This is a genomic window from Streptococcus didelphis DSM 15616 (assembly GCF_000380005.1).
In the GTDB taxonomy this organism is placed as follows: domain Bacteria; phylum Bacillota; class Bacilli; order Lactobacillales; family Streptococcaceae; genus Streptococcus; species Streptococcus didelphis.
Genome location: NZ_KB904188.1, coordinates 566,320 through 590,947, shown reverse-complemented (window position 1 = coordinate 590,947; position 24,628 = coordinate 566,320). Strand labels below are relative to the sequence as shown.

Sequence of the window (24,628 nt, the reverse complement as noted above, 5' to 3'; positions counted from 1 at the left end):
AGAATAAAGGAATGAAGGGAGTATGTATGGACAGGTTTAAAGATGCCTCAGCCATAGCTGAAGCTGTTAGGAATCATGACATATCAGCACTTGAAATAGTAGAAGAAACTATTAAAAAGGCAGAAGCTATTAATCCACAAATCAATGCTATTGTTTCAAATCGATACGAAGCAGCTAGGTCAGAAGCAAAAGTTAGGAATTTTAACCAAAAACCTTTTGCTGGGGTTCCTATCTTTATTAAGGATTTAGGGCAAGATTTAACTGGTCTTCCCTCGACATCAGGTTCATCCTTATTTCAAAATTATTATCCTAGTCAGACTAGCCATTTTGTTCAATCCTTAATAGATTTGGGCTTTATTGTATTAGGAAAGACTAATACACCAGAATTTGGTTTTAAAAACATTAGTGATAGTCAGCTGCATGGAGCTGTTAATCTGCCTATAGATTATAGCCGAAATGCCGGTGGGTCGTCTGGAGGAGCTGCTGCCTTGGTGGCTTCAGGGATTAGCCAGTTAGCTCCAGCAAGTGATGGAGGAGGTTCTATTCGTATTCCAGCGTCTTTTAATGGCTTAATAGGCTTAAAACCAAGTAGGGGTCGGATTCCCATGGGACCTGCTTCTTATCGTGGCTGGCAAGGAGCTTCTGTTCACTTTGCTTTAACCAAGTCGGTCAGAGATACCCGTAACCTTTTTTTAGGCTTACAAGCCTTTCAACCTGAAAGCCCTTTTCCCTTGAGCCCTTTATCAAAAAAAGCTCTTATAGCTTCACTTAAAAAGCCCCTAACAATTGGGGTCTATCAGAAATTGATTGATGGGCAATTGGCATCAGAAGATAGTCAAAAGGCCTTGCAAGAGGCTAGTCAATTTTTAGAGCAAGAAGGTCATCAAGTGATTAATTTGGAAGAGTTACCGTTTGACATGTCTGAGGTGATTAGAGATTATTATGTAATGAATGCTGTTGAGACAGCAGCTATGTTTGACAATATTGAGAATTCTCTTGGTCGAGCTGTCACTAAGGATGATATGGAAATTATGACATGGGCTATTTATCAAGCAGGTAAGCCAATCTTAGCTTTTCGCTATTCAAAAGCCTTAGAAAACTGGGATAAATACAGTGCCAAAATGGCTCAGTTTCATCAAAAATATGATTTATTGCTGACTTTTACAACCAATAGTCCTGCTCCTAAACATGGTGCTTTGCAGGTATCAGATCCTTTGCTGAACCAGTTAAGCCGTGCAGAAGAGTTTAGCCCTAACGATCGTTTGCGGTTAATCGAAGACATGTTTAATAGCAGTTTAGCCATCAATCCCTATCCAGCTATTGCAAATCTAACCGGAAATCCTGCCATTAGTCTGCCTATTTATGAAACTAAAGAAGGACTACCTATGGGAATTCAATTCTTTGCCAATAAAGGGCATGAAGACCTTCTTCTAGCTTTAGCAGAAAAATTTGAAGAGGCAAAGCTTCTAAAAGTACCATAATAAGGATATTATAAAACAGTTAATCTATTATAGATTAGCTTTTTTTAATGCTAAGTCTTTGCCACTGACTTTAATAGATTAGAATGTTATACTATTTTTATTAAGAAAAGGAGTTTATATGAAAAAACAAGTAGCTTTACTATCAATCGGACTTGCTGGTCTTTTCTTATCAGCCTGTTCGTCTCATAAAACTGCCCAAGATCACAGTTGGGATAAGATTAAAGAAAAAGGTGTGATAAAAGTTGCTACGCCAGGAACTTATCAGCCAACTTCTTATTACAATGATAAGAACCAATTAGTCGGTTATGAAGTTGATATGGTTAAAGAAATCGCTAAAAGACTTGATATCAAGGTTAAATTTGTTGAGACTGGTTTTGATCAAGCATTTACAACGGTAGATAGTGGCCGAGTGGATATGTCACTTAATAATTTTGACATCACACCAAAACGTCAAAAGAAATACTATATGTCAACGCCTTATAAATATGGGGTTGGAGGAATGATTGTCCGTGCAGATGGAAGTTCTCATATATCTAAATCAGATTTAAGTGACTGGAAGGGTAAAAAAGCAGCAGGGGCTTCTGGAACAGAATACATGAAAGTCGCTCAAAAGCAAGGGGCTGAATTAGTTACTTATGATAATGTCACTGGTGACGTTTATCTTAATGATGTCGCCAATGGAAGAACAGACTTTATTCCTAATGACTATCCCGCTCAAAAACTTTTTGTGGATTACATGTTATCTAAAAACCCGGATATGAATATCAAAATGAGTGATGTCCAGTATAACCCAACCAAGCAAGGAATTGTTATGCGTAAAAAGGATAAGGCTTTGGCAGAAAAAGTTAATGCTGTCATTAAGGAAATGAAAAAAGATGGTAGTCTTAAAAAAATCTCTACAACCTATTATGCCGGACAAGACCTAACCCAAGCTTTTGGGAAAACGAAAAAAATTCCAGTTATTGACACTTCGTCAGTAGAATAAGAAAAAACATCATTAAGAAGATAAAAGGAGCTCAAAAAATGAAACGATTATGTTTAACGATGATAGCCGTATTTGTAAGTGTTTTACTAGTAGCTTGCGGCGGCACTAAAGGTTCAAATGCAGACGCTAACTGGAAAGCCATTCAAGAAAGAGGCACTTTAAAGGTTGCAACTTCAGGAACACTTTTTCCACAGTCATTCCATGATAAACAAAATAAGTTAACAGGTTACGATGTTGAGATTATAAAAGAAATTGGAAAACGTCTTAACTTAAACATTAAATTTACTGAGATGGGTGTTGATGGGATGTTATCTGCCTTAAACAGTGGACAGATTGATGTTGCTGGCTATTCTATTGAAAAAGATAGTAAAAATGCTAAAAAGTTCCTTTATACTGATTCACATAAGTATTCATTTGGGTCAATGATTGTTCGTCAATCAGATGATTCTGGAATTAAATCTTTAAAAGATTTGAAAGGTAAGAAGGCTGCTGGTGCTTCAACAACTTCTTATATGAAAGTAGCTAAAAAATTTGGAGCAGAATTGGTTATCTATGACAATGTTACTAATGATGTTTACCTTCAAGACGTTGCTAATGGTAGAACAGATGTAATCTTAAATGATTTCTATCTTCAAACAATGGCTTCAAAAGCATTACCAGAAATCCCAGTTAAAGTTTTAAAAGATGTGTATTATAACCCTTCTGAATCTAATTTTGCTCTAAAACTTGGTAATAAGACCCTTCAAAAGAAAATGAACAAAGCTTTAGAAGAGATGAAAAAAGATGGCACCTTAACTAAGCTTTCTAAGAAATTCTTTGCAGGACAAGATGTTTCAAAAGAAAAAAAATATGACTTTAAAAAAATTGATGTCTCAGACGTTGAATAAGTAAAGTCTTAATGGAAGTAGAATATGTTTATTAATTTTCAGCTCATCAAAGATAGCATCTGGTTTGTTTTATCAGGTCTGCCTTATACTATTGGTATTTCAGGTCTTAGTTTTATAACTGGTATTTCCTTTGGAATTCTCCTGGCTATTTTCGGTCGTTCTCAGAATGCTATTCTAAAAAGACTGGTTAAGGTCTATGTTTCGATTATGCGTGGAGTGCCCATGATTGTAGTCTTGTTCATGCTCTATTTTGGGCTACCTTACTTTAGTGTTCAACTACCTGCACTTTTATGTGCCTATATAGGTTTTAGTTTAGTCAGTTCAGCCTATATATCAGAGATTTTTCGTTCCTCTATTAATGCTGTTGATTTAGGACAGTGGGAGGCTGCTAGGTCCTTAGGTTTATCTAATAGAATCATTATTAAAAAGGTTATTTTGCCACAAGCTGTTAGGATTGCTATTCCACCTTTAGGAAATGTAGCTGTAGATATGATAAAAAGTTCTTCCTTGGCAGCTATGATTACTGTCCCAGATATTTTTCAAAACGCCAAAATTGTTGGTGGAAGAGAATGGGATTATATGTCTATGTACGTTTTAGTTGCCTTTATCTACTGGCTACTTTGCTATGTTTTTGAACATTTTCAAGCTCAATTGGAAGCTAAGTTACAACTTCCTCAATAGCTTTATCATATATTTAACCCTAGAAGATTTTATTTCTAGGGTTTTTGCTTGAAATTTATGTTAAAATATGTTCTAAGAATAAACAATGACTATAAGTTTTAGAAAGGCTAATGATGGAAGAACATTCAACTTGGCATAACAAAATAAAAGAAGAGTTGCCAAAGCATTATTTTGCTAAGATTAATCAGTTTATGGACCAGGTTTATAGTCAAGGGGTTATCTATCCTCCTCGTGAAAAAGTTTTTAATGCTTTACTGGAAACACCCTATGAAAAAACCAAAGTCTTACTTCTTGGTCAAGACCCTTATCATGGACCTAATCAGGCACAAGGCTTATCTTTTTCAGTCCCAGATAGTATTCCTGCGCCGCCTTCTCTCCAAAATATTCTCAAGGAGTTGGAAGAAGATATTGGAAAACGCAATCACCATGATTTAAGTTCTTGGGCTAAGCAAGGTGTCTTATTGTTAAATGCTTGTTTAACAGTACCTGAACATACAGCAAATGCTCATTCTGGTTTAATCTGGGAACCTTTTACCGATGCTATTATTAAAGTTGTTAATAGCAAGGAAGAACCTGTAGTGTTTATCTTATGGGGAGGATTTGCAAGAAGGAAAAAGTCCCTTATTACTAACCCGATTCATAAAATAATAGAAAGTCCTCATCCAAGCCCTCTTTCAGCTTATCGAGGCTTTTTCGGAAGTAAACCCTTTTCTCAAACAAATGCATTTCTAAGTGCAAAAGGAATCCAGCCGATTAATTGGCTAGAGTAAACTAGTAACAAGTCAAAAGGAGTTATATGTTATTAATAAAGAATGGGCGTCTAATAGATCCCAAGTCACAATTTGATGGCCTAGTAGATATTTTAATCGAAGATAAAAAAATCAAAAAAATTGATCAAGATATCCAAGCAGAGCAAGCACACCTTATTGATGCTGAGGGTCTGATAGTTGCCCCAGGCTTAGTGGATATTCATGTCCATTTTAGGGAACCAGGACAAACACATAAAGAAGATATTCATACTGGCGCTTTAGCAGCTGCTAAGGGTGGTGTGACTACCGTTGTGATGATGGCTAATACTAATCCAGTTATTTCTGATGTGACAACTCTAAAAGAAGTCTTAGCAAGTGCAGCTAAAGAAAGTATTCACATATATACTAATGCAAGTGTTACTAAGTCATTTGATGGAGAACAGATAACAGATTTTGCTTCTTTAAAAAAGGCTGGTGCTGTTGGTTTTTCTGATGATGGGATTCCACTGGAAAATTCTAAGGTCTTGAGAGAAGCGCTTAGGCTAGCAAAAGAAAATGATTGCTTTATCTCTTTACATGAGGAAGATCCAAACTTAAATGGTCTACCAGGCTTAAATGAGGATATTGCAAGAGAGCACTTTAATATCTGTGGTGCAAGTGGTGTGGCAGAATATAGTATGATTGCGCGTGATGCTATGATAGCTTATGATTGTGATGCCCACGTCCACATTCAGCATCTTTCAAAAGCAGAGTCAGTTAAGATAGTAGAATTTGCTCAGAAAATGGGAGCTAAAGTGACGGCAGAAGTTGCTCCCCAGCATTTCTCAAAAACTGAAACATTATTATTAGAGGCTGGTGCGGATGCAAAAATGAATCCTCCTTTACGAAAGGAAAGTGATCGTTTAGCAGTCATAGAAGGGCTAAAGAGTGGTGTCATATCTATTATAGCTACTGACCATGCCCCACATCATAAAGATGAAAAAAAGGTTGAAAAAGTTTGGGAAGCTCCTTCAGGAATGACTGGCTTAGAGACTTCCTTGTCGCTGGGAATTACTTATTTGGTTAATCCAGGACATTTGTCGTTGATGGCTTTGTTAGAGAAAATGAGTCTTAACCCAGCGCAGTTATATTCCTTTGAAGCAGGCTATATTGCTGAGAATGGACCAGCAGATATTCTTATTTTTGATGCTAATGCAGAAAGAAAAGTAAGTCCAGACTTCGCTTCTAAAGCAAGTAATTCACCCTTTATTGGTGAAAAGCTTAAGGGACTTGTGAAATATACTATTGCAGATGGACAAGTAGTTTATAAAGCATAAAAATAAACTTCCAAGCAGGAAGTTTATTTTTTCTTTTGTTTACTTAGATTTAAACCCCATGGAACAAGGTTTTCTTGGCCTTTTTTTATTCTATCGATATTGTCTTTATGCCGATAAATAATGAGTGAGGCTAATGACATAATAATAACGATTAAAAGAATATCATAGCTTGCTAATAAAAAATGCATTGCTGGAAAAATAAGTACAGTTATCACAGCTAGTAGGGAAACTATAATGCTGGATAAGGAAATCATGCTAAATAGATACAGTATAATAAGAAATGCAACAGCTAAGAAAAGGCAATAAAGAGGCGCATATCCTAGTAAAACACCAGCACTTGTCGCAACTGCCTTACCTCCTTTAAATTTTACAAAAATAGGAAAGGTATGACCTAAAACAGCAAAAAAACCAAGGAGTAAAGGAGGAACAGAGCCTAGCCCAAAAAGGACAGGAAGTAAGGTAGCTAAAGTTCCTTTTAGAATATCAATAGCTAAGGTTGTTATACCAGCTTTAAAACCAAGTATTCTAAAGGTATTAGTAGTTCCTGTATTTCCCGAGCCATATTTTCGGAGATTGACATGATAAAAATGCTGGCCAATCCATAGACCAGTTTGAATAGAGCCTAACAAATAGGCCATTATAATTAATAATAGTAACTTCATACTTCTTATTATACCATAAAGACCAATATAGAAATAATAAAGTAAAAAAATTAATAAATTTAAAAAATAATTTTGCAAATTCTTAGAAAAACTTGTAAGATAAAAAAAGATGAAATTATCTGGAGGATACTCTTGGCTAAAAAAGAAATAACAATAAACAACTATAATGATGATGCCATTCAGGTTTTAGAAGGTTTGGACGCTGTTCGAAAAAGACCTGGTATGTATATTGGCTCAACTGATGCAACAGGCTTACATCATCTCATTTGGGAAATAGTAGATAATGCTGTTGATGAGGCATTATCAGGTTTTGGTAATGAAATAAAAGTAGTCATTAATAAAGATGGTTCCGTGAGTATTTCTGATAAGGGACGGGGAATGCCGACTGGAAAACATGCTATGGGTATTCCAACAGTACAAGTTATTTTTACAGTACTGCATGCTGGTGGTAAATTTGGTCAAGGTGGCTATAAGACCTCCGGAGGTCTGCATGGAGTAGGTTCTTCAGTTGTTAATGCCTTATCAAAATGGCTCGAAGTTGAAATTACAAGAGATGGGGCTGTCTATAAACAAAGGTTCGAAAATGGTGGAAAACCAGTTACTACTTTAAAAAAAATAGCTACTGCACCTAAAAGTAAATCAGGTACAAAAGTGACATTCATGCCTGATGATACTGTTTTTTCTACTACAGATTTTAAATTTAATACCATAGCAGAGCGTTTGAAAGAGTCAGCATTCCTCTTAAAAGACGTAAAAATGTCTTTGACTGATTTACGCCTAGAAGAAGTTCAGACAGAAGAATTTCATTATGAAAATGGTGTGCAGGACTTTGTTGAATACTTAAATGAAGATAAAGAAACCCTAACCCCCATTATATACGTCGAAGGAGAAGAGCAAGATTTTCAAGTTCAGGTTGCCCTTCAGTATAATGTTGGTTTTTCGGATAATATTCTTTCTTTTGTTAATAATGTGCGTACAAAAGATGGAGGAAGTCACGAAACAGGTTTCAAATCAGCCATTACTAAGGTAATGAATGACTATGCTCGAAAAACCAATCTTTTAAAGGAAAAAGATAAAAATTTAGAAGGTTCTGATTACCGTGAAGGGTTATCAGCTGTTTTATCGATTTTAGTTCCTGAACAACATTTGCAATTTGAAGGGCAAACAAAGGATAAATTAGGTAGTCCTTTGGCGAGACCCGTTGTAGAGGGGATTGTTTCTGAAAAATTGACTTTTTTCCTCTTAGAAAATGGTGAACTCGCCTCTAACCTTATTCGTAAAGCTATTAAAGCAAGAGATGCTCGTGAAGCAGCCCGAAAAGCCAGAGATGAATCCCGAAATGGTAAAAAGAATAAGAAAGATAAAGGCTTGCTCTCAGGGAAATTAACCCCAGCTCAATCTAAAAATCCTAAAAAGAACGAATTATACTTGGTCGAAGGAGACTCTGCCGGAGGCTCAGCCAAGCAAGGACGTGACCGTAAATTCCAAGCTATTTTACCTTTACGAGGTAAGGTCTTAAATACGGAAAAAGCTAAAATGGCTGATATCTTAAAAAACGAAGAAATCAATACAATGGTTTATACTATTGGAGCAGGAGTGGGTGCTGATTTCGCCATAGAAGATATTAACTATGATAAAGTTATTATAATGACTGATGCGGATACAGATGGAGCCCATATTCAAACCTTATTACTAACCTTTTTCTATCGTTACATGAGGCCACTTGTTGAAGAAGGCCATGTTTATATTGCCCTTCCACCTTTATACAAAATGTCTCGCGGAAAAGGCAAAACTGCTAAATTAGCCTATGCTTGGACAGATGGAGAATTAGAAGATCTTCGCAAGGAATTTGGTAAAGGAGCTATGTTACAACGCTATAAAGGGCTTGGTGAAATGAATGCAGATCAGTTATGGGAAACAACCATGGACCCTGAAACCAGAACCTTAATTAGGGTCACCATAGATGATTTAGCACGGGCAGAGCGACGTGTATCAGTCCTTATGGGTGACAAAGCAGCACCTCGTCGCCAATGGATTGAAGACAATGTCACATTTACCTTGGAAGAAAATACAGTATTTTAATGGACTGCTTTCAATCTTAAGAAAGGAATTGAACAAAGGCTAACAAACAAAGTAAAATGATAAATTGGTTGGCAATTTGATAAGACTTGCTCCAATTTGCTATTTTGTACGTTTTTCTTAAGACCTTTGTACTTAATTTTATGTCAAATGTTCAGAATATGTCCCTAGAGGACATTATGGGAGAACGCTTTGGACGTTACTCCAAATATATTATTCAAGAGAGGGCTCTTCCTGATATTAGGGATGGCCTAAAACCTGTTCAACGTCGTATTCTTTATTCTATGAATAAAGATGGAAATACCTTTGAAAAGGGTTTTCGTAAGTCAGCAAAATCAGTAGGGAATATTATGGGGAATTTTCATCCCCATGGTGATTCTTCTATTTATGATGCCATGGTAAGGATGAGCCAGGACTGGAAAAATCGTGAAATTTTAGTTGAAATGCATGGTAATAACGGTTCTATGGATGGGGATCCTCCTGCAGCAATGCGTTATACTGAAGCCCGTCTATCAGAGATTTCTGGCTATCTTTTACAAGATATTGAAAAAGAGACAGTACCATTTGCCTGGAATTTTGATGATACCGAAAAAGAACCTACTGTTTTACCTGCTGCCTATCCTAATTTATTGGTTAATGGTGCCACTGGTATTTCAGCAGGTTATGCAACTGATATTCCTCCCCATAATTTGGCAGAAGTCATTGACGCAGCTGTTTATATGATTGATCACCCCAAGGCTAAACTTGAAAAGCTAATGGAATTTTTACCAGGTCCTGATTTTCCAACGGGTGGTATTATTCAGGGTGCTGAAGAAATTAAAAAGGCTTATGAGACTGGTAAGGGGCGGGTAGTTGTTCGTTCTAAGACTGAAATTGAGGAATTAAAGGGTGGAAAACAACAGATAATTGTTACCGAAATCCCTTATGAAGTTAATAAATCAGTTCTTGTCAAAAAGATTGATGATGTACGGGTCAATAATAAGGTTCCAGGAATTGTTGAAGTCAGAGATGAATCAGACCGTACAGGTTTACGGATAGCGATTGAATTGAAAAAAGATGCTGATACGCAAACGGTGTTAAATTATTTATTAAAATACACTGATTTGCAGATTAATTATAATTTCAATATGGTTGCGATTGATAATTTCACACCACATCAGGTGGGCATTCAAAAGATTATAAGCGCTTATATCGCTCATCGTAAAAATATTATCATTGATCGTTCTAAATTTGATAAAGCCAAGGCTGAGAAGCGCCTGCATATTGTTGAAGGCTTGATTCGTGTCTTGTCAATTCTTGATGAGGTTATCGCCTTAATCCGAGCATCTGAAAACAAAGCGGATGCCAAGGAAAATCTTCAACTTAGCTATGCTTTTTCACAAGAGCAAGCAGAAGCCATTGTTACCTTGCAGTTATACCGTTTAACAAATACAGATATTGTTACTTTACAAAATGAGGAAGAAGAGCTTAGAAGTTTCATTACAACCCTGTCAGCTATTATAAGTGATGAAACGACAATGTTTAATGTGATGAAACGAGAACTACGTGAGGTTAAAAAGAAATTTGGAAACCCGCGTTTATCAGAGTTACAAGAGACTGCACAGGCAATTGAGATAGATACGGCTAGTCTTATTGTAGAAGAAGAAACCTTTGTGAGTGTGACTAAGGCAGGCTATATTAAACGGACAAGTCCACGCTCTTATAATGCTTCTACCCATGAAGAAATTGGTAAAAGAGACGATGACTATCTTATTTTTATGTCTGATGCTAAGACAACCCAGCATCTTCTTATTTTTACAGATTTAGGAAATGTAATTTATCGTCCTGTTCATGAGTTAATGGATATTCGTTGGAAGGAAATAGGCGAGCATCTTTCTCAAAATATTACTAATTTTGCAGCAGATGAAACGATATTGTATGCTGAAATTATTGATAACTTTACTAAAACTACATATTATTCAGTTACTCAACAGGGTCAGATTAAACGTTTTGAACGTGAGGATTTAAGTCCATGGAGAACTTACAAATCTAAGTCAACTAAATATGCAAAATTAAAAAATAGCCAAGATAGAGTTGTTGCAGTTCATCCTCTAGTTTTTGAAGATATTGTATTATTATCACAAATGGGCTATGCTTTAAGATTCTCTAATGACGAGGTACCTATTCAGGGCTTGAAATCTTCAGGTGTTAAGGCAATGAATCTGAAAAAAGAAGATTATATTGTATCAGCCTTTTTAGCTAGCCAAAGCAGCTTCTTTGTTTTAACCCAGCGTGGTAGTTTAAAGAGAATGGCTCTAGATGATATTCCACAAACAAGTCGTGCTAACAGAGGGCTATTGGTTCTTCGAGAATTAAAAAATAAAGCACACCGTGTCTTCTTAGCAGGAAACGTGGACGGCCCACTAGTAAGTAGAGATATTGACTTATTCTCAGAAGTTGAAGATAATAAAGACAAGCATGACCTTTTAATTGTTACAAGTAAAACTGGGGAAGAGCAGATTGTAGATTTAAGTCACTTACCATTATCTGAACGAACAAGTAATGGATCATTTATTTCCGATAAGATTTCTGATCAGGGAGTATTTTCAGCTAGATTAAAATAAAGGAGCTTAGGCTCTTTTATTTTTTATAATTATAGATATCTTTTGAAGATGAATGCTCAAAGTTTAATAAAAAGTCAGCTTACTCTTGCAAGCTTTTTCAAATTTGTGTAAAATGGTTAAAGCGAGGTTAAGAATGAGTAAAAAAGATAAAAAAATTGAAATACAATTAGTTGATCATAAAGTGTCACTTGAAAATAAGCAAGTTGATGGATACCATTTACAAATGGGTAAAAGATTAGTTGGTGAAATTGCAGAGCTTGACGACAAATTTGTTGTTGTGAAAAATGGAGTAGTAGATAGCTTCTTTAAAAGCCTGGAACAAGCAGTTGAAAATATAATTGAAAACTACAATTTGCATCATTAAAAGTGGGCAAAAACACTTGCGTAGAGGCAAGAACTATGATAGAATAGTTTTTGTTGTTATGGAAAGATAGCGAAGAGGCTAAACGCGGCGGACTGTAAATCCGCTCCTTCGGGTTCGGGGGTTCGAATCCCTCTCTTTCCATTTTTAGAAGAGTAAGATATCTTATATTCTAAATAAACACCATGGGGTATAGCCAAGCGGTAAGGCAAGGGACTTTGACTCCCTCATGCGTTGGTTCGAATCCAGCTACCCCAGTCAGAGGTATCAGTATTAGCTGAGACCGTTAAAGATAAGAGTTGTTGTCGTTGCGGGTTACCTTGAGAAAATATATTGTTATCAAAAGCTAGCACTAGCTAGCTTTTGTTGGAGGATTTTTTAGAATGAATGAATTTGAAGATTTGCTAAACAGTGTTAGCGAAGTAAACCCTGGTGATGTAGTCACTGCGGAAGTTTTAACAGTAGACAACGGTCAAGCAAATGTTGTTATCGATGGTACTGGTGTTGAAGGAGTCTTGACACTTCGTGAATTGACTAACGATCGTGATGCTGACATCAACGATTTTGTTAAAGCTGGCGACACAGTTGAAGTGCTTGTTCTTCGTCAAGTTGTAGGAAAAGATACTGATACAGTTACTTTCCTAGTATCTAAAAAACGTTTAGAAGCTCGCAAAGCATGGGACAAACTTATCGGTCGTGAAGGCGAAGTTGTGACAGTAAAAGGAACTCGTGCTGTTAAAGGTGGCCTTTCAGTTGAATTTGAAGGACTACGTGGATTTATCCCCGCTTCAATGATTGATACTCGTTTCGTACGTAATACTGAAAAATTTGTTGGTCAAGAATTTGATGCAAAAATTAAAGAAGTAGACGCTGCTGAAAACCGTTTTATCTTATCACGTCGTGAAGTTATTGAAGAAGCAGCTGCTGAAGCTCGTCAAGAAGTTTTCTCTAAACTTTCTGAAGGTTCTATTGTAACTGGTACTGTTGCTCGTTTAACTAGCTTTGGTGCTTTCATTGATCTTGGTGGTGTAGATGGACTTGTACACGTAACTGAGTTATCACATGAACGTAACGTATCACCAAAATCAGTTGTATCTGTTGGTGATGAAGTAGAAGTTAAAGTGCTTTCAATTGATGAAGAAGCTGGTCGTGTATCACTTTCTCTTAAAGCAACAACACCTGGACCATGGGATGGTGTTGAGCAAAAACTTGCACAAGGTGATGTTGTAGAAGGTAAAGTTAAACGTCTTACTGATTTCGGTGCTTTTGTTGAAGTTCTTCCAGGAATTGATGGACTTGTTCATATTTCTCAAATTTCACATAACCGTGTTGAAAATCCAAAAGATGTACTTTCTGTAGGTCAAGAAGTTACTGTTAAAGTTCTTGAAGTAAATGCAGCTGATGAACGTGTATCACTTTCTATCAAAGCTCTTGAAGAACGCCCAGCACAAGCTGAAGGCGAAAATAACAATAACAACAGCAATAATAATGAAAAACGTCAATCACGTCCACGTCGTCAAAAACGTGATACAAAACGTGATTACGAATTACCTGAAACTCAAACAGGTTTCTCAATGGCTGACTTATTCGGTGACATTGAATTATAATTTAAAATGATTTCAAAAAAGCTAAGTTTATCTTAGCTTTTTTCTATTTAGCCTATTCATATATGGCTAGTTTTATGCTATACTAATAAGGTGTTAGCAAGTTGACACCTTTCCACCTTTAGTGTAATGGATATCACGTAAGATTCCGGTTCTTGAGATGGGGGTTCGATTCCCTCAAGGTGGATAGAACCCATTAAAAAAGCCTAATTTAGTAGGCTTTTTTTGATTCTTGTTCAAAATTTGGCTTAAAAATTTTGAAGAGTTGATGACTCTTTTTAAACTGTTAGGACATCAATACCCTTATGCTTTAGGTAACTAGCATAGGTAGGTCTTAGAACATTAGTTTACATAGAATATACTAGTTCACTAGCTAGGATTAGTTGCTGAGTCCTTTTTGAGATTTTTCTACTAATTGGTTATTTTCAAAAAGTAGTGTTATATTTGCACCCTTGTCAGTTGCCTTTAGGCCGCTAATCCAGATAGCTTGCAGTTGTTCTTTATCACTAGAACTTGCTTGAGTATAATCATCAGGTTCAGTTAAAATAGAGGTTACCTGACTATAGGACATGCCCTTTTTAATTTGATTATATTTTTTGAGTGAAATGATATAATCCCTATCGTAAGCGAAGTTTGAAATTGATTTTACAATTGTGCTATTTTCAAAGAGATTAGCCTGAATTCTCACCCGATCAAAAACCCAAGTATAGGCATTTAATGTCACGTTTCCAGCAGGTTTTTCCTGATGTTCACTAGGCTCACCATAGAGGGCCTTTAAGTCTTCTAAGCTAGATCCCCCCTTGAAATCTCCTTGAGCATTGGCTACCTTTATTTTTTCAAAAGATGTTCTCTTATCAAGATGGGCTGTTTCCTCTTTTTTTTGAAAATTTAAAGCAGGCTTATTATCTGAATCTGCTTTTTTAGGATGATTCTCCTTAGTTTTACAAGCTCCTAAGCTTAGACATGAAAGAGAAAGTAGAAAAACGGGAAGTAGTTTTTTTGCTAACATTTTTATTCCTATCACATAATTATTTTTAATACCATTATACCATATTGATGAAAAGTATAACTTTAGAATTTTATGACAAGATAGATTAATTACTCTATTAATTAAGACGAATTCCAAAAAGAATTAATCTGTTATCTAAATAACTCCAAATGATGACACATTATCAGATTTACAAATTCCACTTTTGACAAATTAAGTTCTCTGTGATGACCCAAAAAGTTGGACTTTTTTTGCATCCTTTTAAAAAAGATGATTGTTATATTAATTTTATATTTTTTATAATAATAAAGAATATGAAATTAAGGAGAGAATAAGTGTTTAAAAAATTATTTATGTCTATTTTATTGTTAATAGCCTTATCAATGAGCTATTCTGTAAAGGCTGAAGCTTCACATAAGTTTCTTCCTGAAGGGCAGGATAGTTTACCGGGTGTTTCAGTCGGCAGTTTTAGTGTAGGCTCTCAAAGTGTTAATATTAATATGGAGCCTTATGGCTATGTATACGCAAGTATGGTATCGTCTAGTGGCAATATGATTAAAAAGCCAAAAGATAAGACAATTGAAATCCCATGCTCTACAACAGCGGAAAAAGCAGATACAACAAACCTCAAGGGAAACGGGAAATGCATAGTAAAAAGTTGGGTAAGAGATGGTCATAGGGCAGATGGTGTAGGAAGTTACACAGTAGAATTTACAAAACCTTTAGTTAAAGGAGATAAGGTCATCTTTAATTTTGCGGATGATGGGAATTCTCGATTTGGTACTTTGGGTTATATCGATGAAGAGACACAGCAGGAGCTTCTAAAGAAAGAGAAAGAAGAAGAGAACCAAAGAAAAGAAGAAGAATACACTTACATGCTATTTGAAAATGCTCAAAAAGAAGAGGAGAGTAAAACTTGGAAGGATCATATTAAAGATACTTTTGAAGATAACTGGGCTAATTTCATGGGGTGGATAAAGAGTTAAAGAAAAAATGGTCGAAAATGACTAGTTTTTATGTTTTTAGGCTGTACAGTCTCATGAATAGTATCAGTCGACGACATGGCAGATAAGCTAAAGATTTTGAGTAACGATGATAAAAGTTTTTTTGTTCTCCCTTTTTTAAAAAGATATAGTAACTTATGAACAAGTCCAAAAGAAAAAACCTTGATTTAACAAGGTTTTAAGAACTTATAGAAAGTTACGGTAACTTATTATGGAGCTGGTGGGAGTCGAACCCACGTCCAAACATCTGCCAACATATTTGTCTACAACCATAGGTTATGTATTCATTTAACACGTTAAGGACACATAACTCAAGCCATTAACGTGCGAGTCTAAGAATCTCTTTCTAAGGTACTAGACAATACCTTAGACGTAGCTTGCTATTTTGAGACTTCTAGCAGGACACAAGCAATCTTGTAGAAGTCACGCTAACTGGTTTTTAGGCAGCTAAAGCGTAAGTGTTTGTATTTTTTGCAGTTATATTTAACTGGCATTTTACATCTGCCGATGGGTCGCAAAACATGCCTCATAATGCCTGTCGAATCCGTAACAACCCCAATAACAAAGAAGTGTGGAAACTTCTCTATTATTATATCAAAAAAATTTTCAAATAGCAAAAACAGCCTACTTATGGTATTATAAAAGTATGAAATTGGAGAATAAAAAAATCTACACCTTTATGCAGGGGCTTTTTAAGATACTGGGAATCTTAGCACTTATCGGCTCTTTTATATTAGCTTTTTGGTTATATAAATTAGGTATCTTTAACAATCAAAATGTCCTAAAAGAAGTTATAAATAGTTATAAATTTTGGGGACCTTTTATTTTTATCATTGTACAAATTTTTCAGATAGTTTTCCCCGTAATCCCAGGGGGTATCACAACTGTTTTTGGTTTCTTAATATTTGGTCCAATAAGAGGCTTTCTGTTTAATTACATTGGTATTCTAATCGGCAGCTACCTTTTATTTATCTTGGTCAGAATCTATGGTAAAAAGTTTATTTTATTATTTGTAGACAAAAAGACATTTTACCGATATGAGAAAAAATTAGAAACACCAGGTTATGAGAAGCTTTTTATTTTATGTATGATTTCACCTATTTCTCCAGCAGATATCATGGTTATGATAACAGGTCTGACTAATATGTCTGTGAAGCGCTTCATGACAATTATGGTACTTGCCAAACCTATCTCAATAATAGGATACAGCTACTTATTTATCTTTGGTAAGGATTTTATCAAGTGGTTTGTTAGGTAAGGTTAATAGGCCAGCCTTTCAATCAAGAAGAGTCCCTTAGAGGACTTTTTGTTTTGTAGTAAACAAAAAACTCCCACATTTTGCTCTAGCAAGTTTGTAGGAGTTTATCATAATAACAAGACTATTATTGTAGATTCAATTTATTTTTAATAATAAAGTGAGTAGAGAAATAAAATAGGATAATTTGGAATAAGCTTTCACATAAGGTTACTGAAAAATAACGATTCATATTAGCAGCAGTTAATGTATTATCTTGTAGATTAAGCACATTGGTATTAAATTGAGAAAAAGCAATATTTAAAACGATTGAAATAATAGCATAAGCTACAAAAGCCTTCAGACCTCTTCTATTAGAGAAAAGTTGACCAATAGAAATTGCTAGATAGATCATTAAGATACTTGAAAGCGTCGAAAAGATTAAAAATGCAGTCACAAATAGGATGTTATCTACATGTTGACTTATGAATTTCCAAGCCTCAGTCGTAATAACTCTTAATTGACTAGAAGTAACTTGGGGAAGAATAAGAATAGCAGTTGCCAGTCCTAAGATAATAAGGTTAAAGATACTACAGATAAAGGAAGACAACAATTTAGAAAGAATCAAAAGGTGTTCTGAGACTGGTAAGGTCATAGTTAGATAACCTTCTCTTCCAAAAATATTCTTATTGAAGCGATTAATGATAATAAGGAGGGTTGCTAAGAGTGATCCAGCAATCAAAACTCCAAAAATTAACATCAAGGTCAGTGGAAGTAGCTGGACAGTCCATGATAGTTCATCATCTGTCGGTGATTTTAAAATCATCATCTTAATAGTAAAAGATAAAATTGCTGCAATGGCTACAATACCTACATTCAAGGCAAAATACCATTTTCCTATAGATTTAAATTCGTATTTTAAAAGTTTCCCAAACATTTCTACCTCCTTAGACCCTTTAAGTTTCTCTGAAGAGAGAATCAATAGATTGATTATAAGTTTCTCTTAAATCATCAGCATTTCCTGTAAGTGCTACCTTGCCATCTTTTAAGAAAATGACTTCATCAAGGATAGGTTCAATGTCAGAAATCAAATGTGTTGAAATAAGGACAGAGGAATCTTCACAGTAATTATTAATAATTGTTTTAAGAATGTAATCTCTTGCTGCGGGATCTACTCCCCCAATAGGCTCATCCAGGATGTAAAGCTTAGCCTTTCGACTCATAACAAGAATTAATTGAACTTTTTCTTTATTTCCTTTAGAGAGATTTTTAAGGCGTTCATTAAGTTCTAAATGAAGATCTCTAAAGAGGCTGTGGGCCTTAGCTTTATCAAAGTCAGGATAAAAATCTGAAAAATAATCTACTAAATCAGAAATTTTCATCTCATCTCTTAGATAGGTAGTGTCTGGCAGATAAGAGATAATTTTTTTGGTTTCAATGGAAGGTCGAAAGCCATCAATGACAATATCCCCTTTATTTGGTTGTAAAAGCCCATTTATAAGTTTAATTAAGGTAGTTTTCCCGCTACCATTTGGTCCTAAAAGTCCAATGATTTTCCCAGAGGGAATGGTTAAGGTTAAATCATCGATAACTGTTTTTCGTTTATAGGATTTGGAGACATGGTGCAGTTGTAATAGTTGTGACATTCTAAACCCCTTTCTTTAAAAAAGCTTCTAGTACAGGTAAAATTTCGTCTTGTTCAAACCCCATTTTTAACATATTTTTAACGAAAGACTCTAATTCACTTTCTGCTAATTCACGTCTTTTTTGTGCTATTAGATTTTGATCATCTGTAACATATCTTCCAGCTGTTCTTTGAGAATAAACAATGCCTTCTCGTTCTAGTTCAGTAAAGGCTCTTTGCATTGTGTTAGGGTTTACACCTGCTGTTTCAGCGTATTCCCTAACTGTTGGTAATTGTTCTCCACTCTTTACTTCTTGGCTCACAATTTGCATCTTGATATGTTGTGCAATTTGAGTATATATGGGAGATTTTTCATCAAATTTCCAAGACATACAGTCTCCTTTCTTAGTAATATGATTAAATCAATTGTACTATAAAAATAATACAAAAAAAGTTTTAAAAAGTCAAGGCAAACAAGCTAAGCTATGTTAACTTATTTTGATAAATAAAAAGAAGGCACTCTTCTTAATTTCATAGTATAATAAATAAGAATATAGAAGAAGGAGTAGGTCATGTTTGCTCAACTAAATACAAAGTCAGTTTACTCATTTATGGATAGTTTAATAGACTTAGACCATTACTTTCAAGAAGCTAAAAGACTAGGATATGATACCATTGGTATTATGGATAAGGATAATCTTTATGCTGCCTACCATTTTATAAAAGGGTGTGAGAAACATGGTCTTCGTCCTGTTTTAGGCCTTGAAATAACTCTTAAAATAGCTGAGCAACTAGTGACTCTATACCTAATTGCTAAAAATAATCTTGGTTATCAAAATTTATTAAAAATATCAACTCACCAAATGTCTGGTAACCTTAATAAAGATAACTTATTGTCTTATTTAGATGGTATTGCTCTTGTCATCCCAGACAGCCAAGATTATCAAGCACTAGATCTAAAAGTGGATTTTTATATTGGCATTGATGAGAATTCTGATCCTGCTACTCGGGATTCAAAAAAAGCCCAAATTCCTTTAAGAACAGTTCGATATTTTAAGAAGGAAGAGACAGAAACTTTACAAACCCTATATGCCATAAGAGATAATTTGAGTTTAAAAGAGACCCCCTTGGTTGAGACTAACCAAGAATTGAAAGAGTGTCAGCAAGTTACTCAGTATTTTGAAGAGAACTTTCCTCAAGCACTTATTAACTTGGAGAATCTAGTTGCTTCTATCTCTTATAGCTTTAATACAAGCCTTAAATTACCTCGTTTTAACCGTGATATTCCTGCCAAAGAGCAACTCAGACAATTAACTGAAGCTGGCTTAAAATCAAGAAATCTCTGGCAAAAAGACTACCAAGAACGTTTGGAAAAAGAATTGTCAATTATATCTGATATGGGATTTGATGATTACTTTTTAATTGTTTGGGATCTTTTACGTTTTGGAAGAAGTAAGGGGTATTATATGGGCATGGGAAGAGGGTCTGCTGCAGGAAGTCTTGTGGCTTTTAGCCTTGAAATAACAGGTATTGATCCTCTTAAAAATAATTTACTCTTTGAACGTTTTTTAAATAAAGAACGCTATAGTATGCCTGATATTGATATTGATTTACCAGATATCTATCGTACAGAATTTTTACATTATGTTCGTAATCGTTATGGTAGCAACCACTCAGCTCAAATAGTAACTTTTTCCACATTTGGGCCAAAACAGGCCATTCGAGATGTTTTTAAGCGTTTTGGAGTAGCAGAGTATGAAATTAGTAACTTAAGTAAAAAAATTTCATTTAGAGATAATTTAGACTCTGTTTATGAAAAAAATATTAGCTTCAGACAGATAATCAATAGCAAACTTGAATATCAAAAAGCCTTTGAAATAGCAAAAAGAATTGAAGGTAATCCTAGGCAGACTTCTATCCATGCTGCAGGGATTGTTATGAGTGATGATGACTTAACAGATCATATTCCTCTTAAACAAGGAGAGGAAATGATGGTTACGCAGTATGATGCTAATGCTGTTGAGGAAAATGGCCTCTTAAAGATGGATTTTTTAGGCCTTAGAAACTTAACCTTTGTTCAAAAAATGAAGGAAAAGGTTTTAAAGGATTATCATCAAGATATTTCTATTGAAGCTATTAATTTAGAGGATCCAAAGACCTTAGAGCTTTTTGCTAGAGGAGATACAAAGGGAATTTTTCAATTCGAACAAGCCGGAGCAATCAGCTTATTAAAACGGATTAAACCAAAAATGTTTGAAGAGATTGTTGCTACTACAAGTTTAAATAGGCCTGGAGCAAGTGATTATACTAATAATTTTATAAATCGAAAAAATGGTTATGAAAAAATTGATCTTATTGACCCTGTGATTGCACCTATTTTAACACCAACCTATGGAATTATGCTTTATCAGGAACAGGTCATGCAGATCGCACAAGTTTTTGCAGGGTTTAGTTTGGGTAAGGCTGACTTATTACGAAGAGCCATGTCTAAAAAAAATTTTTCTGAAATGAAAAAATTAAAAAATGAATTTTTAGATGGTGCAAAAAAACAAGGACGCTCTCAAGAAACAGCTAATTTACTCTTTGAGCGTATGGAAAAGTTTGCTGGCTATGGTTTTAATAGAAGTCATGCTTTTGCTTACTCAGCCTTAGCCTTTCAATTAGCTTATTTTAAAGCGCACTATCCTTCTGTTTTTTTTGATGTGATCATGAATTACTCTAATAGTGATTATATTAGTGATGCCTTAGATTCAAACTTTACCGTTCTACCGTTAACAATTAATAATATTCCTTTCAATGATAAGGTAGAAGAAGGGCATATTCTACTTGGGATGAAAAATATCAAAAACCTTCCTCGTGATTTAGCCTATTGGATTATTGAAAACAGACCTTTTACAAGTATTGAAAATTTTCTAACTCTATTACCAGAAAAATACCATAAGAAAACCTTATTAGAACCACTTATTTTAATTGGTTTATTTGATGAATTTGAAAAAAATCGGAAAAAAGTCTTGGAGAACTGCCAAGGACTTTTACTATTTGTTAGTGAATTAGGCTCCCTTTTTGCAGATTCATCCTTTAGTTGGACAGACTGTGAAGATTTCTCAACTAGTGAGAGATATTATTTAGAACAAGACTACCTAGGAGTTGGTTTAAGTCAACATCCTTTGTTGGAAATAGCAGAGCAGACTAGGCGAGATTTTACGCCAATCTCAAAGTTGGTCAAAGACACAGAAGCTACTATTCTTGTTCAAATTGAAAAGCTACGTATTATTCGTACAAAATCAAATGGACAACAAATGGCCTTTTTAACAGTTTCTGATATGAGAAAAAAATTAGATGTTACCATTTTTCCAGAACAATTTACCCAATTTCAGCTCTTTTTAGAAGAAGGCAAGATTTGCTTTATTACTGGAAAAATTAAAGAAAGAGACAATAAATTACAGCTTGTTTTAAACCAGATTGAACCTGCCAATCAGAAAAAATATTGGCTCTTAGTAGCAGACCATCATTTTGATAAAGAGATAGCTGCTCTTTTAGAGAAATTTCCAGGCCAATATCCAGTAATTATCCACTATGAAAAGAGCAAAGAAACTATACAAATAAAGGATAAATTTGTAGATGTTACCCTTGAATTAGAGCAGGCTTTAAAAGATTTGACACTGAAAACGGTTTTTCGATGAAATTAGGAAAAATGTGAAGAATTTTGCAAAGTATTATGCTATAATTAGAACGTTAAATTAATTAAAGGAGTACCAATATAATGAAACGTATTGCTGTTTTAACTAGTGGTGGTGACGCCCCTGGTATGAATGCTGCTATCAGAGCAGTTGTTCGTAAGGCAATCTCAGAAGGAATGGAAGTATACGGAATCAACCGTGGTTATGCTGGCATGGTTGCAGGTGATATTTTCCCAATTGGTTCAAACGGAGTTGGGGATAAAATTTCACGTGGGGGAACCTTTCTCTATTCTGCAAGATTCCCTGAATTTGCACAAATAGAAGGACAATTAGCTGGGATTGAACAACTAAAAAAACATGGTATTGAAGGTGTAGTTGTTATTGGTGGAGATGGTTCATACCATGGTGCTATGCGCTTAACAGAGCATGGTTTTCCAGCAGTAGGTATCCCAGGAACTATTGACAATGATATAGCTGGTACAGATTATACGATTGGTTTTGATACAGCTGTAAATACTGCTGTTGATGCAATTGATAAGTTGCGTGATACTTCTTCAAGTCATGGTAGAACATTTGTTGTTGAAGTGATGGGACGTAACGCTGGAGATATTGCACTTTGGGCTGGTATTGCTAGTGGTGCAGATCAAATTATTGTTCCAGAAGAAACATTTGATATTAAAAAAGTAGTAGAAACTATTAATGATGACTTTGAACACAAGGGTAAAAATCACCATATTATCGTTTTGGCCGAAGGTGTTATGAGTGGTGACCAGTTCGCTAAAGAGCTTAAAGAAGCTGGTAACACTAGTGATTTACGTGTCACAAATCTTGGTCATATTCTTCGTGGAGGATCACCAACTGCACGTGACCGTGTTATTGCATCATGGATGGGTGCACATGCTGTTGAACTCTTAAAAGAAGGAAAAGGTGGTTTAGCAGTCGGTATTCATAATGAAGAGCTTGTTGAAAGCCCAATCCTTGGTACAGCCGATGAAGGAGCCCTATTCACTCTTGCAGAAGATGGTAAGATTATTGTCAATAATCCACATAAGGCTCGTCTTGATTTTGCGGAATTAAATCGTTCATTATCAAGATAAATCATTCTATATCGTTAGTTATTTTTAACAGTCGTTAGACGACAGACATAAAAAGGGAGTTTCATATTAAGATGAATAAACGTGTAAAAATAGTTGCAACACTTGGTCCTGCGGTAGAATTCCGTGGTGGTAAAAAATATGGAGAATCTGGCTATTGGGCTGGCCAACTTGATGTTGAAGAATCAGCAAAGAAAATTGCTGAGTTAATTGAAGCAGGAGCAAATGTTTTCCGTTTCAATTTCTCACATGGTGACCATAAAGAACAGGGTGACCGTATGGCAACTGTTCGTCGTGCAGAAGAGATTGCTCGTCAAAAAGTAGCTTTTCTTTTAGACACAAAAGGTCCAGAAATGCGTACAGAATTATTTGCTGATGATGCTAAAGAATACAGCTATATCACTGGTGAGCGTATTCGTGTAGCAACTCAACAAGGAATCATGTCAACACGTGAAGTTATTGCCTTAAGCGTTGCAGGTTCATTAGATATTTATGATGAAGTTGAAGTTGGTCATACTATTCTTATTGATGATGGTAAACTAGGCTTAAAAGTTATCGAAAAAGATATTGCAAATCGTCAATTTATCGTTGAAGTTGAAAACGATGGTATTATTGCTAAACAAAAAGGTGTTAACATTCCTAATACTAAAATTCCGTTCCCAGCTTTAGCTGAACGCGATAATGCTGATATTCGTTTTGGTTTGGAACAAGGTCTTAACTTCATTGCAATCTCATTTGTCCGTACTGCAAAAGATGTTGAAGAAGTTCGTGAAATCTGTAGAGAAACAGGTAATGAACATGTTCAATTATTTGCAAAAATTGAAAACCAACAAGGTATTGATAACCTTGATGAAATTATCGAAGCAGCAGATGGTATCATGATTGCTCGTGGTGATATGGGGATTGAAGTACCATTTGAAATGGTTCCTGTTTTCCAAAAAATGATTATCACTAAGGTTAATGCTGCTGGAAAAGCTGTTATTACTGCAACTAACATGCTTGAAACAATGACTGATAAGCCTCGCGCAACGCGTTCAGAAGTTTCTGATGTCTTTAACGCTGTTATTGATGGTACAGATGCCACTATGCTTTCTGGAGAATCAGCTAATGGTAAATACCCAGTTGAAGCTGTTCGTACAATGGCAACTATTGATAAAAATGCCCAAACATTATTAAATGAATATGGCCGTTTAGACTCATCTGCTTTCCCTCGTACTAATAAAACAGATGTTATTGCTTCAGCAGTAAAAGATGCAACACATTCAATGGATATTAAATTAGTTGTAACTATTACTGAAACTGGTAATACAGCTCGTGCAATTTCTAAATTCCGTCCGGATGCAGATATTCTAGCTGTAACATTTGATGAAAAAGTTCAAAGAGCATTGATGATTTATTGGGGTGTTATTCCAGTACTTGCTGAGAGACCTGCTTCAACAGATGATATGTTTGAAGTGGCAGAACGTGTAGCACTTGATTCTGGATTAGTTCAATCAGGTGACAACATTGTTATTGTTGCAGGTGTTCCAGTTGGTACAGGTGGAACGAATACTATGCGTGTTCGTACTGTAAAATAATTAAATAAGACTTTTAACC

At 35.2% G+C, this 24,628-nt stretch carries 20 protein-coding genes, 3 tRNA genes and 1 other RNA gene; 18 read left to right on the top strand and 6 right to left on the bottom strand.

Annotation, left to right across the window (positions count from 1 at the left end; genetic code table 11):
* The first annotated feature begins 26 nt into the window (after positions 1-26).
* The 6 genes from A3GU_RS0102980 to A3GU_RS0102955 all read left to right on the top strand — a co-directional run bounded on the left by A3GU_RS0102980 (position 27) and on the right by A3GU_RS0102955 (position 6,099).
* The gene (locus A3GU_RS0102980; protein WP_018366059.1) at positions 27-1,481 is read left to right on the top strand and encodes an amidase; all 1,455 of its coding nucleotides are present in this window, start codon (positions 27-29) and stop codon (positions 1,479-1,481) included.
* Positions 1,482-1,599: 118 nt separating this feature from the next.
* Positions 1,600-2,466 carry a transporter substrate-binding domain-containing protein gene (locus A3GU_RS0102975; protein ID WP_018366058.1) on the top strand — a complete coding sequence of 289 codons (867 nt, stop codon included), beginning with the start codon at positions 1,600-1,602 and terminating at the stop codon, positions 2,464-2,466.
* Positions 2,467-2,504: 38 nt separating this feature from the next.
* Positions 2,505-3,353, top strand: a complete 849-nt coding sequence (locus A3GU_RS0102970; RefSeq protein WP_026216425.1) for a transporter substrate-binding domain-containing protein — start codon at positions 2,505-2,507, stop codon at positions 3,351-3,353.
* A 24-nt stretch (positions 3,354-3,377) separates the two neighbouring features.
* Complete coding sequence (locus A3GU_RS0102965) at positions 3,378-4,034, top strand: amino acid ABC transporter permease (protein ID WP_018366056.1); 657 nt, start codon at positions 3,378-3,380, stop codon at positions 4,032-4,034.
* A 110-nt stretch (positions 4,035-4,144) separates the two neighbouring features.
* Positions 4,145-4,804, top strand: a complete 660-nt coding sequence (locus A3GU_RS0102960; protein WP_018366055.1) for a uracil-DNA glycosylase — start codon at positions 4,145-4,147, stop codon at positions 4,802-4,804.
* 26 nt (positions 4,805-4,830) lie between these two features.
* Positions 4,831-6,099 (top strand): dihydroorotase, encoded by a 1,269-nt coding sequence (locus tag A3GU_RS0102955; RefSeq protein WP_018366054.1) that lies wholly within the window; start codon positions 4,831-4,833, stop codon positions 6,097-6,099.
* A 23-nt stretch (positions 6,100-6,122) separates the two neighbouring features.
* On the opposite strand, the gene plsY is transcribed toward A3GU_RS0102955, so the two are convergent.
* The gene (gene plsY, locus A3GU_RS0102950; protein WP_026216424.1) at positions 6,123-6,761 is read right to left on the bottom strand and encodes a glycerol-3-phosphate 1-O-acyltransferase PlsY; all 639 of its coding nucleotides are present in this window, start codon (positions 6,759-6,761) and stop codon (positions 6,123-6,125) included.
* Positions 6,762-6,893: 132 nt separating this feature from the next.
* Here plsY and parE point away from each other — a divergent pair, with 132 nt between their 5' ends.
* The 7 genes from parE to A3GU_RS0102915 all read left to right on the top strand — a co-directional run bounded on the left by parE (position 6,894) and on the right by A3GU_RS0102915 (position 13,595).
* A complete protein-coding gene (gene parE / locus A3GU_RS0102945; protein WP_018366052.1) occupies positions 6,894-8,843 on the top strand; it encodes a DNA topoisomerase IV subunit B in 1,950 nt (649 codons plus the stop codon).
* Between the two features lie 140 nt (positions 8,844-8,983).
* Entirely contained in the window at positions 8,984-11,443 is a 2,460-nt protein-coding gene (parC, locus tag A3GU_RS0102940) for a DNA topoisomerase IV subunit A (protein WP_083906189.1), read from the top strand.
* A 133-nt stretch (positions 11,444-11,576) separates the two neighbouring features.
* Positions 11,577-11,807: a DUF2969 domain-containing protein gene (locus A3GU_RS0102935; protein ID WP_018366050.1), complete on the top strand. Its 231-nt coding sequence runs from the start codon at positions 11,577-11,579 to the stop codon at positions 11,805-11,807.
* A 60-nt stretch (positions 11,808-11,867) separates the two neighbouring features.
* Positions 11,868-11,948: transfer RNA gene (locus A3GU_RS0102930), tRNA-Tyr, on the top strand.
* Positions 11,949-11,990: 42 nt separating this feature from the next.
* A tRNA-Gln gene (locus A3GU_RS0102925) sits at positions 11,991-12,062 on the top strand.
* A 125-nt stretch (positions 12,063-12,187) separates the two neighbouring features.
* On the top strand, positions 12,188-13,411 hold the full coding sequence (rpsA, locus tag A3GU_RS0102920; protein WP_018366049.1) for a 30S ribosomal protein S1: 1,224 nt from the start codon (positions 12,188-12,190) through the stop codon (positions 13,409-13,411).
* Positions 13,412-13,523: 112 nt separating this feature from the next.
* Positions 13,524-13,595: transfer RNA gene (locus A3GU_RS0102915), tRNA-Arg, on the top strand.
* Between the two features lie 192 nt (positions 13,596-13,787).
* Here A3GU_RS0102915 and A3GU_RS0102910 read toward each other — a convergent pair.
* Positions 13,788-14,417: a DUF3862 domain-containing protein gene (locus A3GU_RS0102910; protein WP_018366048.1), complete on the bottom strand. Its 630-nt coding sequence runs from the start codon at positions 14,415-14,417 to the stop codon at positions 13,788-13,790.
* A 314-nt stretch (positions 14,418-14,731) separates the two neighbouring features.
* Between A3GU_RS0102910 and A3GU_RS09495 the strand changes: the two genes are divergently transcribed.
* Positions 14,732-15,382, top strand: a complete 651-nt coding sequence (locus A3GU_RS09495; RefSeq protein ID WP_018366047.1) for a hypothetical protein — start codon at positions 14,732-14,734, stop codon at positions 15,380-15,382.
* 227 nt (positions 15,383-15,609) lie between these two features.
* Here the strand turns inward: A3GU_RS09495 and ssrA are convergent.
* Positions 15,610-15,957, bottom strand: a transfer-messenger RNA (tmRNA) gene (gene ssrA / locus A3GU_RS09980).
* Positions 15,958-16,046: 89 nt separating this feature from the next.
* Between ssrA and A3GU_RS0102900 the strand changes: the two genes are divergently transcribed.
* Positions 16,047-16,658 carry a TVP38/TMEM64 family protein gene (locus A3GU_RS0102900; protein WP_026216422.1) on the top strand — a complete coding sequence of 204 codons (612 nt, stop codon included), beginning with the start codon at positions 16,047-16,049 and terminating at the stop codon, positions 16,656-16,658.
* A gap of 124 nt (positions 16,659-16,782) precedes the next feature.
* Here the strand turns inward: A3GU_RS0102900 and A3GU_RS0102895 are convergent, their stop codons facing one another.
* Genes A3GU_RS0102895 through A3GU_RS0102885 form a run of 3 tightly spaced genes read right to left on the bottom strand, consistent with a single transcriptional unit; the run spans position 16,783 to position 18,650 of the window.
* Positions 16,783-17,571 carry a hypothetical protein gene (locus A3GU_RS0102895; protein ID WP_018366045.1) on the bottom strand — a complete coding sequence of 263 codons (789 nt, stop codon included), beginning with the start codon at positions 17,569-17,571 and terminating at the stop codon, positions 16,783-16,785.
* Positions 17,572-17,590: 19 nt separating this feature from the next.
* Positions 17,591-18,280 carry an ABC transporter ATP-binding protein gene (locus tag A3GU_RS0102890; protein ID WP_018366044.1) on the bottom strand — a complete coding sequence of 230 codons (690 nt, stop codon included), beginning with the start codon at positions 18,278-18,280 and terminating at the stop codon, positions 17,591-17,593.
* A 1-nt stretch (position 18,281) separates the two neighbouring features.
* Positions 18,282-18,650, bottom strand: coding sequence for a GntR family transcriptional regulator (locus A3GU_RS0102885; protein WP_018366043.1), 369 nt, complete (start codon positions 18,648-18,650; stop codon positions 18,282-18,284).
* A gap of 180 nt (positions 18,651-18,830) precedes the next feature.
* Between A3GU_RS0102885 and A3GU_RS0102880 the strand changes: the two genes are divergently transcribed.
* The 3 genes from A3GU_RS0102880 to pyk all read left to right on the top strand — a co-directional run bounded on the left by A3GU_RS0102880 (position 18,831) and on the right by pyk (position 24,609).
* Complete coding sequence (locus tag A3GU_RS0102880) at positions 18,831-21,941, top strand: DNA polymerase III subunit alpha (protein WP_018366042.1); 3,111 nt, start codon at positions 18,831-18,833, stop codon at positions 21,939-21,941.
* A gap of 80 nt (positions 21,942-22,021) precedes the next feature.
* The gene (pfkA, locus tag A3GU_RS0102875) at positions 22,022-23,035 is read left to right on the top strand and encodes a 6-phosphofructokinase (protein WP_018366041.1); all 1,014 of its coding nucleotides are present in this window, start codon (positions 22,022-22,024) and stop codon (positions 23,033-23,035) included.
* 71 nt (positions 23,036-23,106) lie between these two features.
* Positions 23,107-24,609 carry a pyruvate kinase gene (gene pyk / locus A3GU_RS0102870; RefSeq protein ID WP_018366040.1) on the top strand — a complete coding sequence of 501 codons (1,503 nt, stop codon included), beginning with the start codon at positions 23,107-23,109 and terminating at the stop codon, positions 24,607-24,609.
* Positions 24,610-24,628 lie beyond the last annotated feature (19 nt).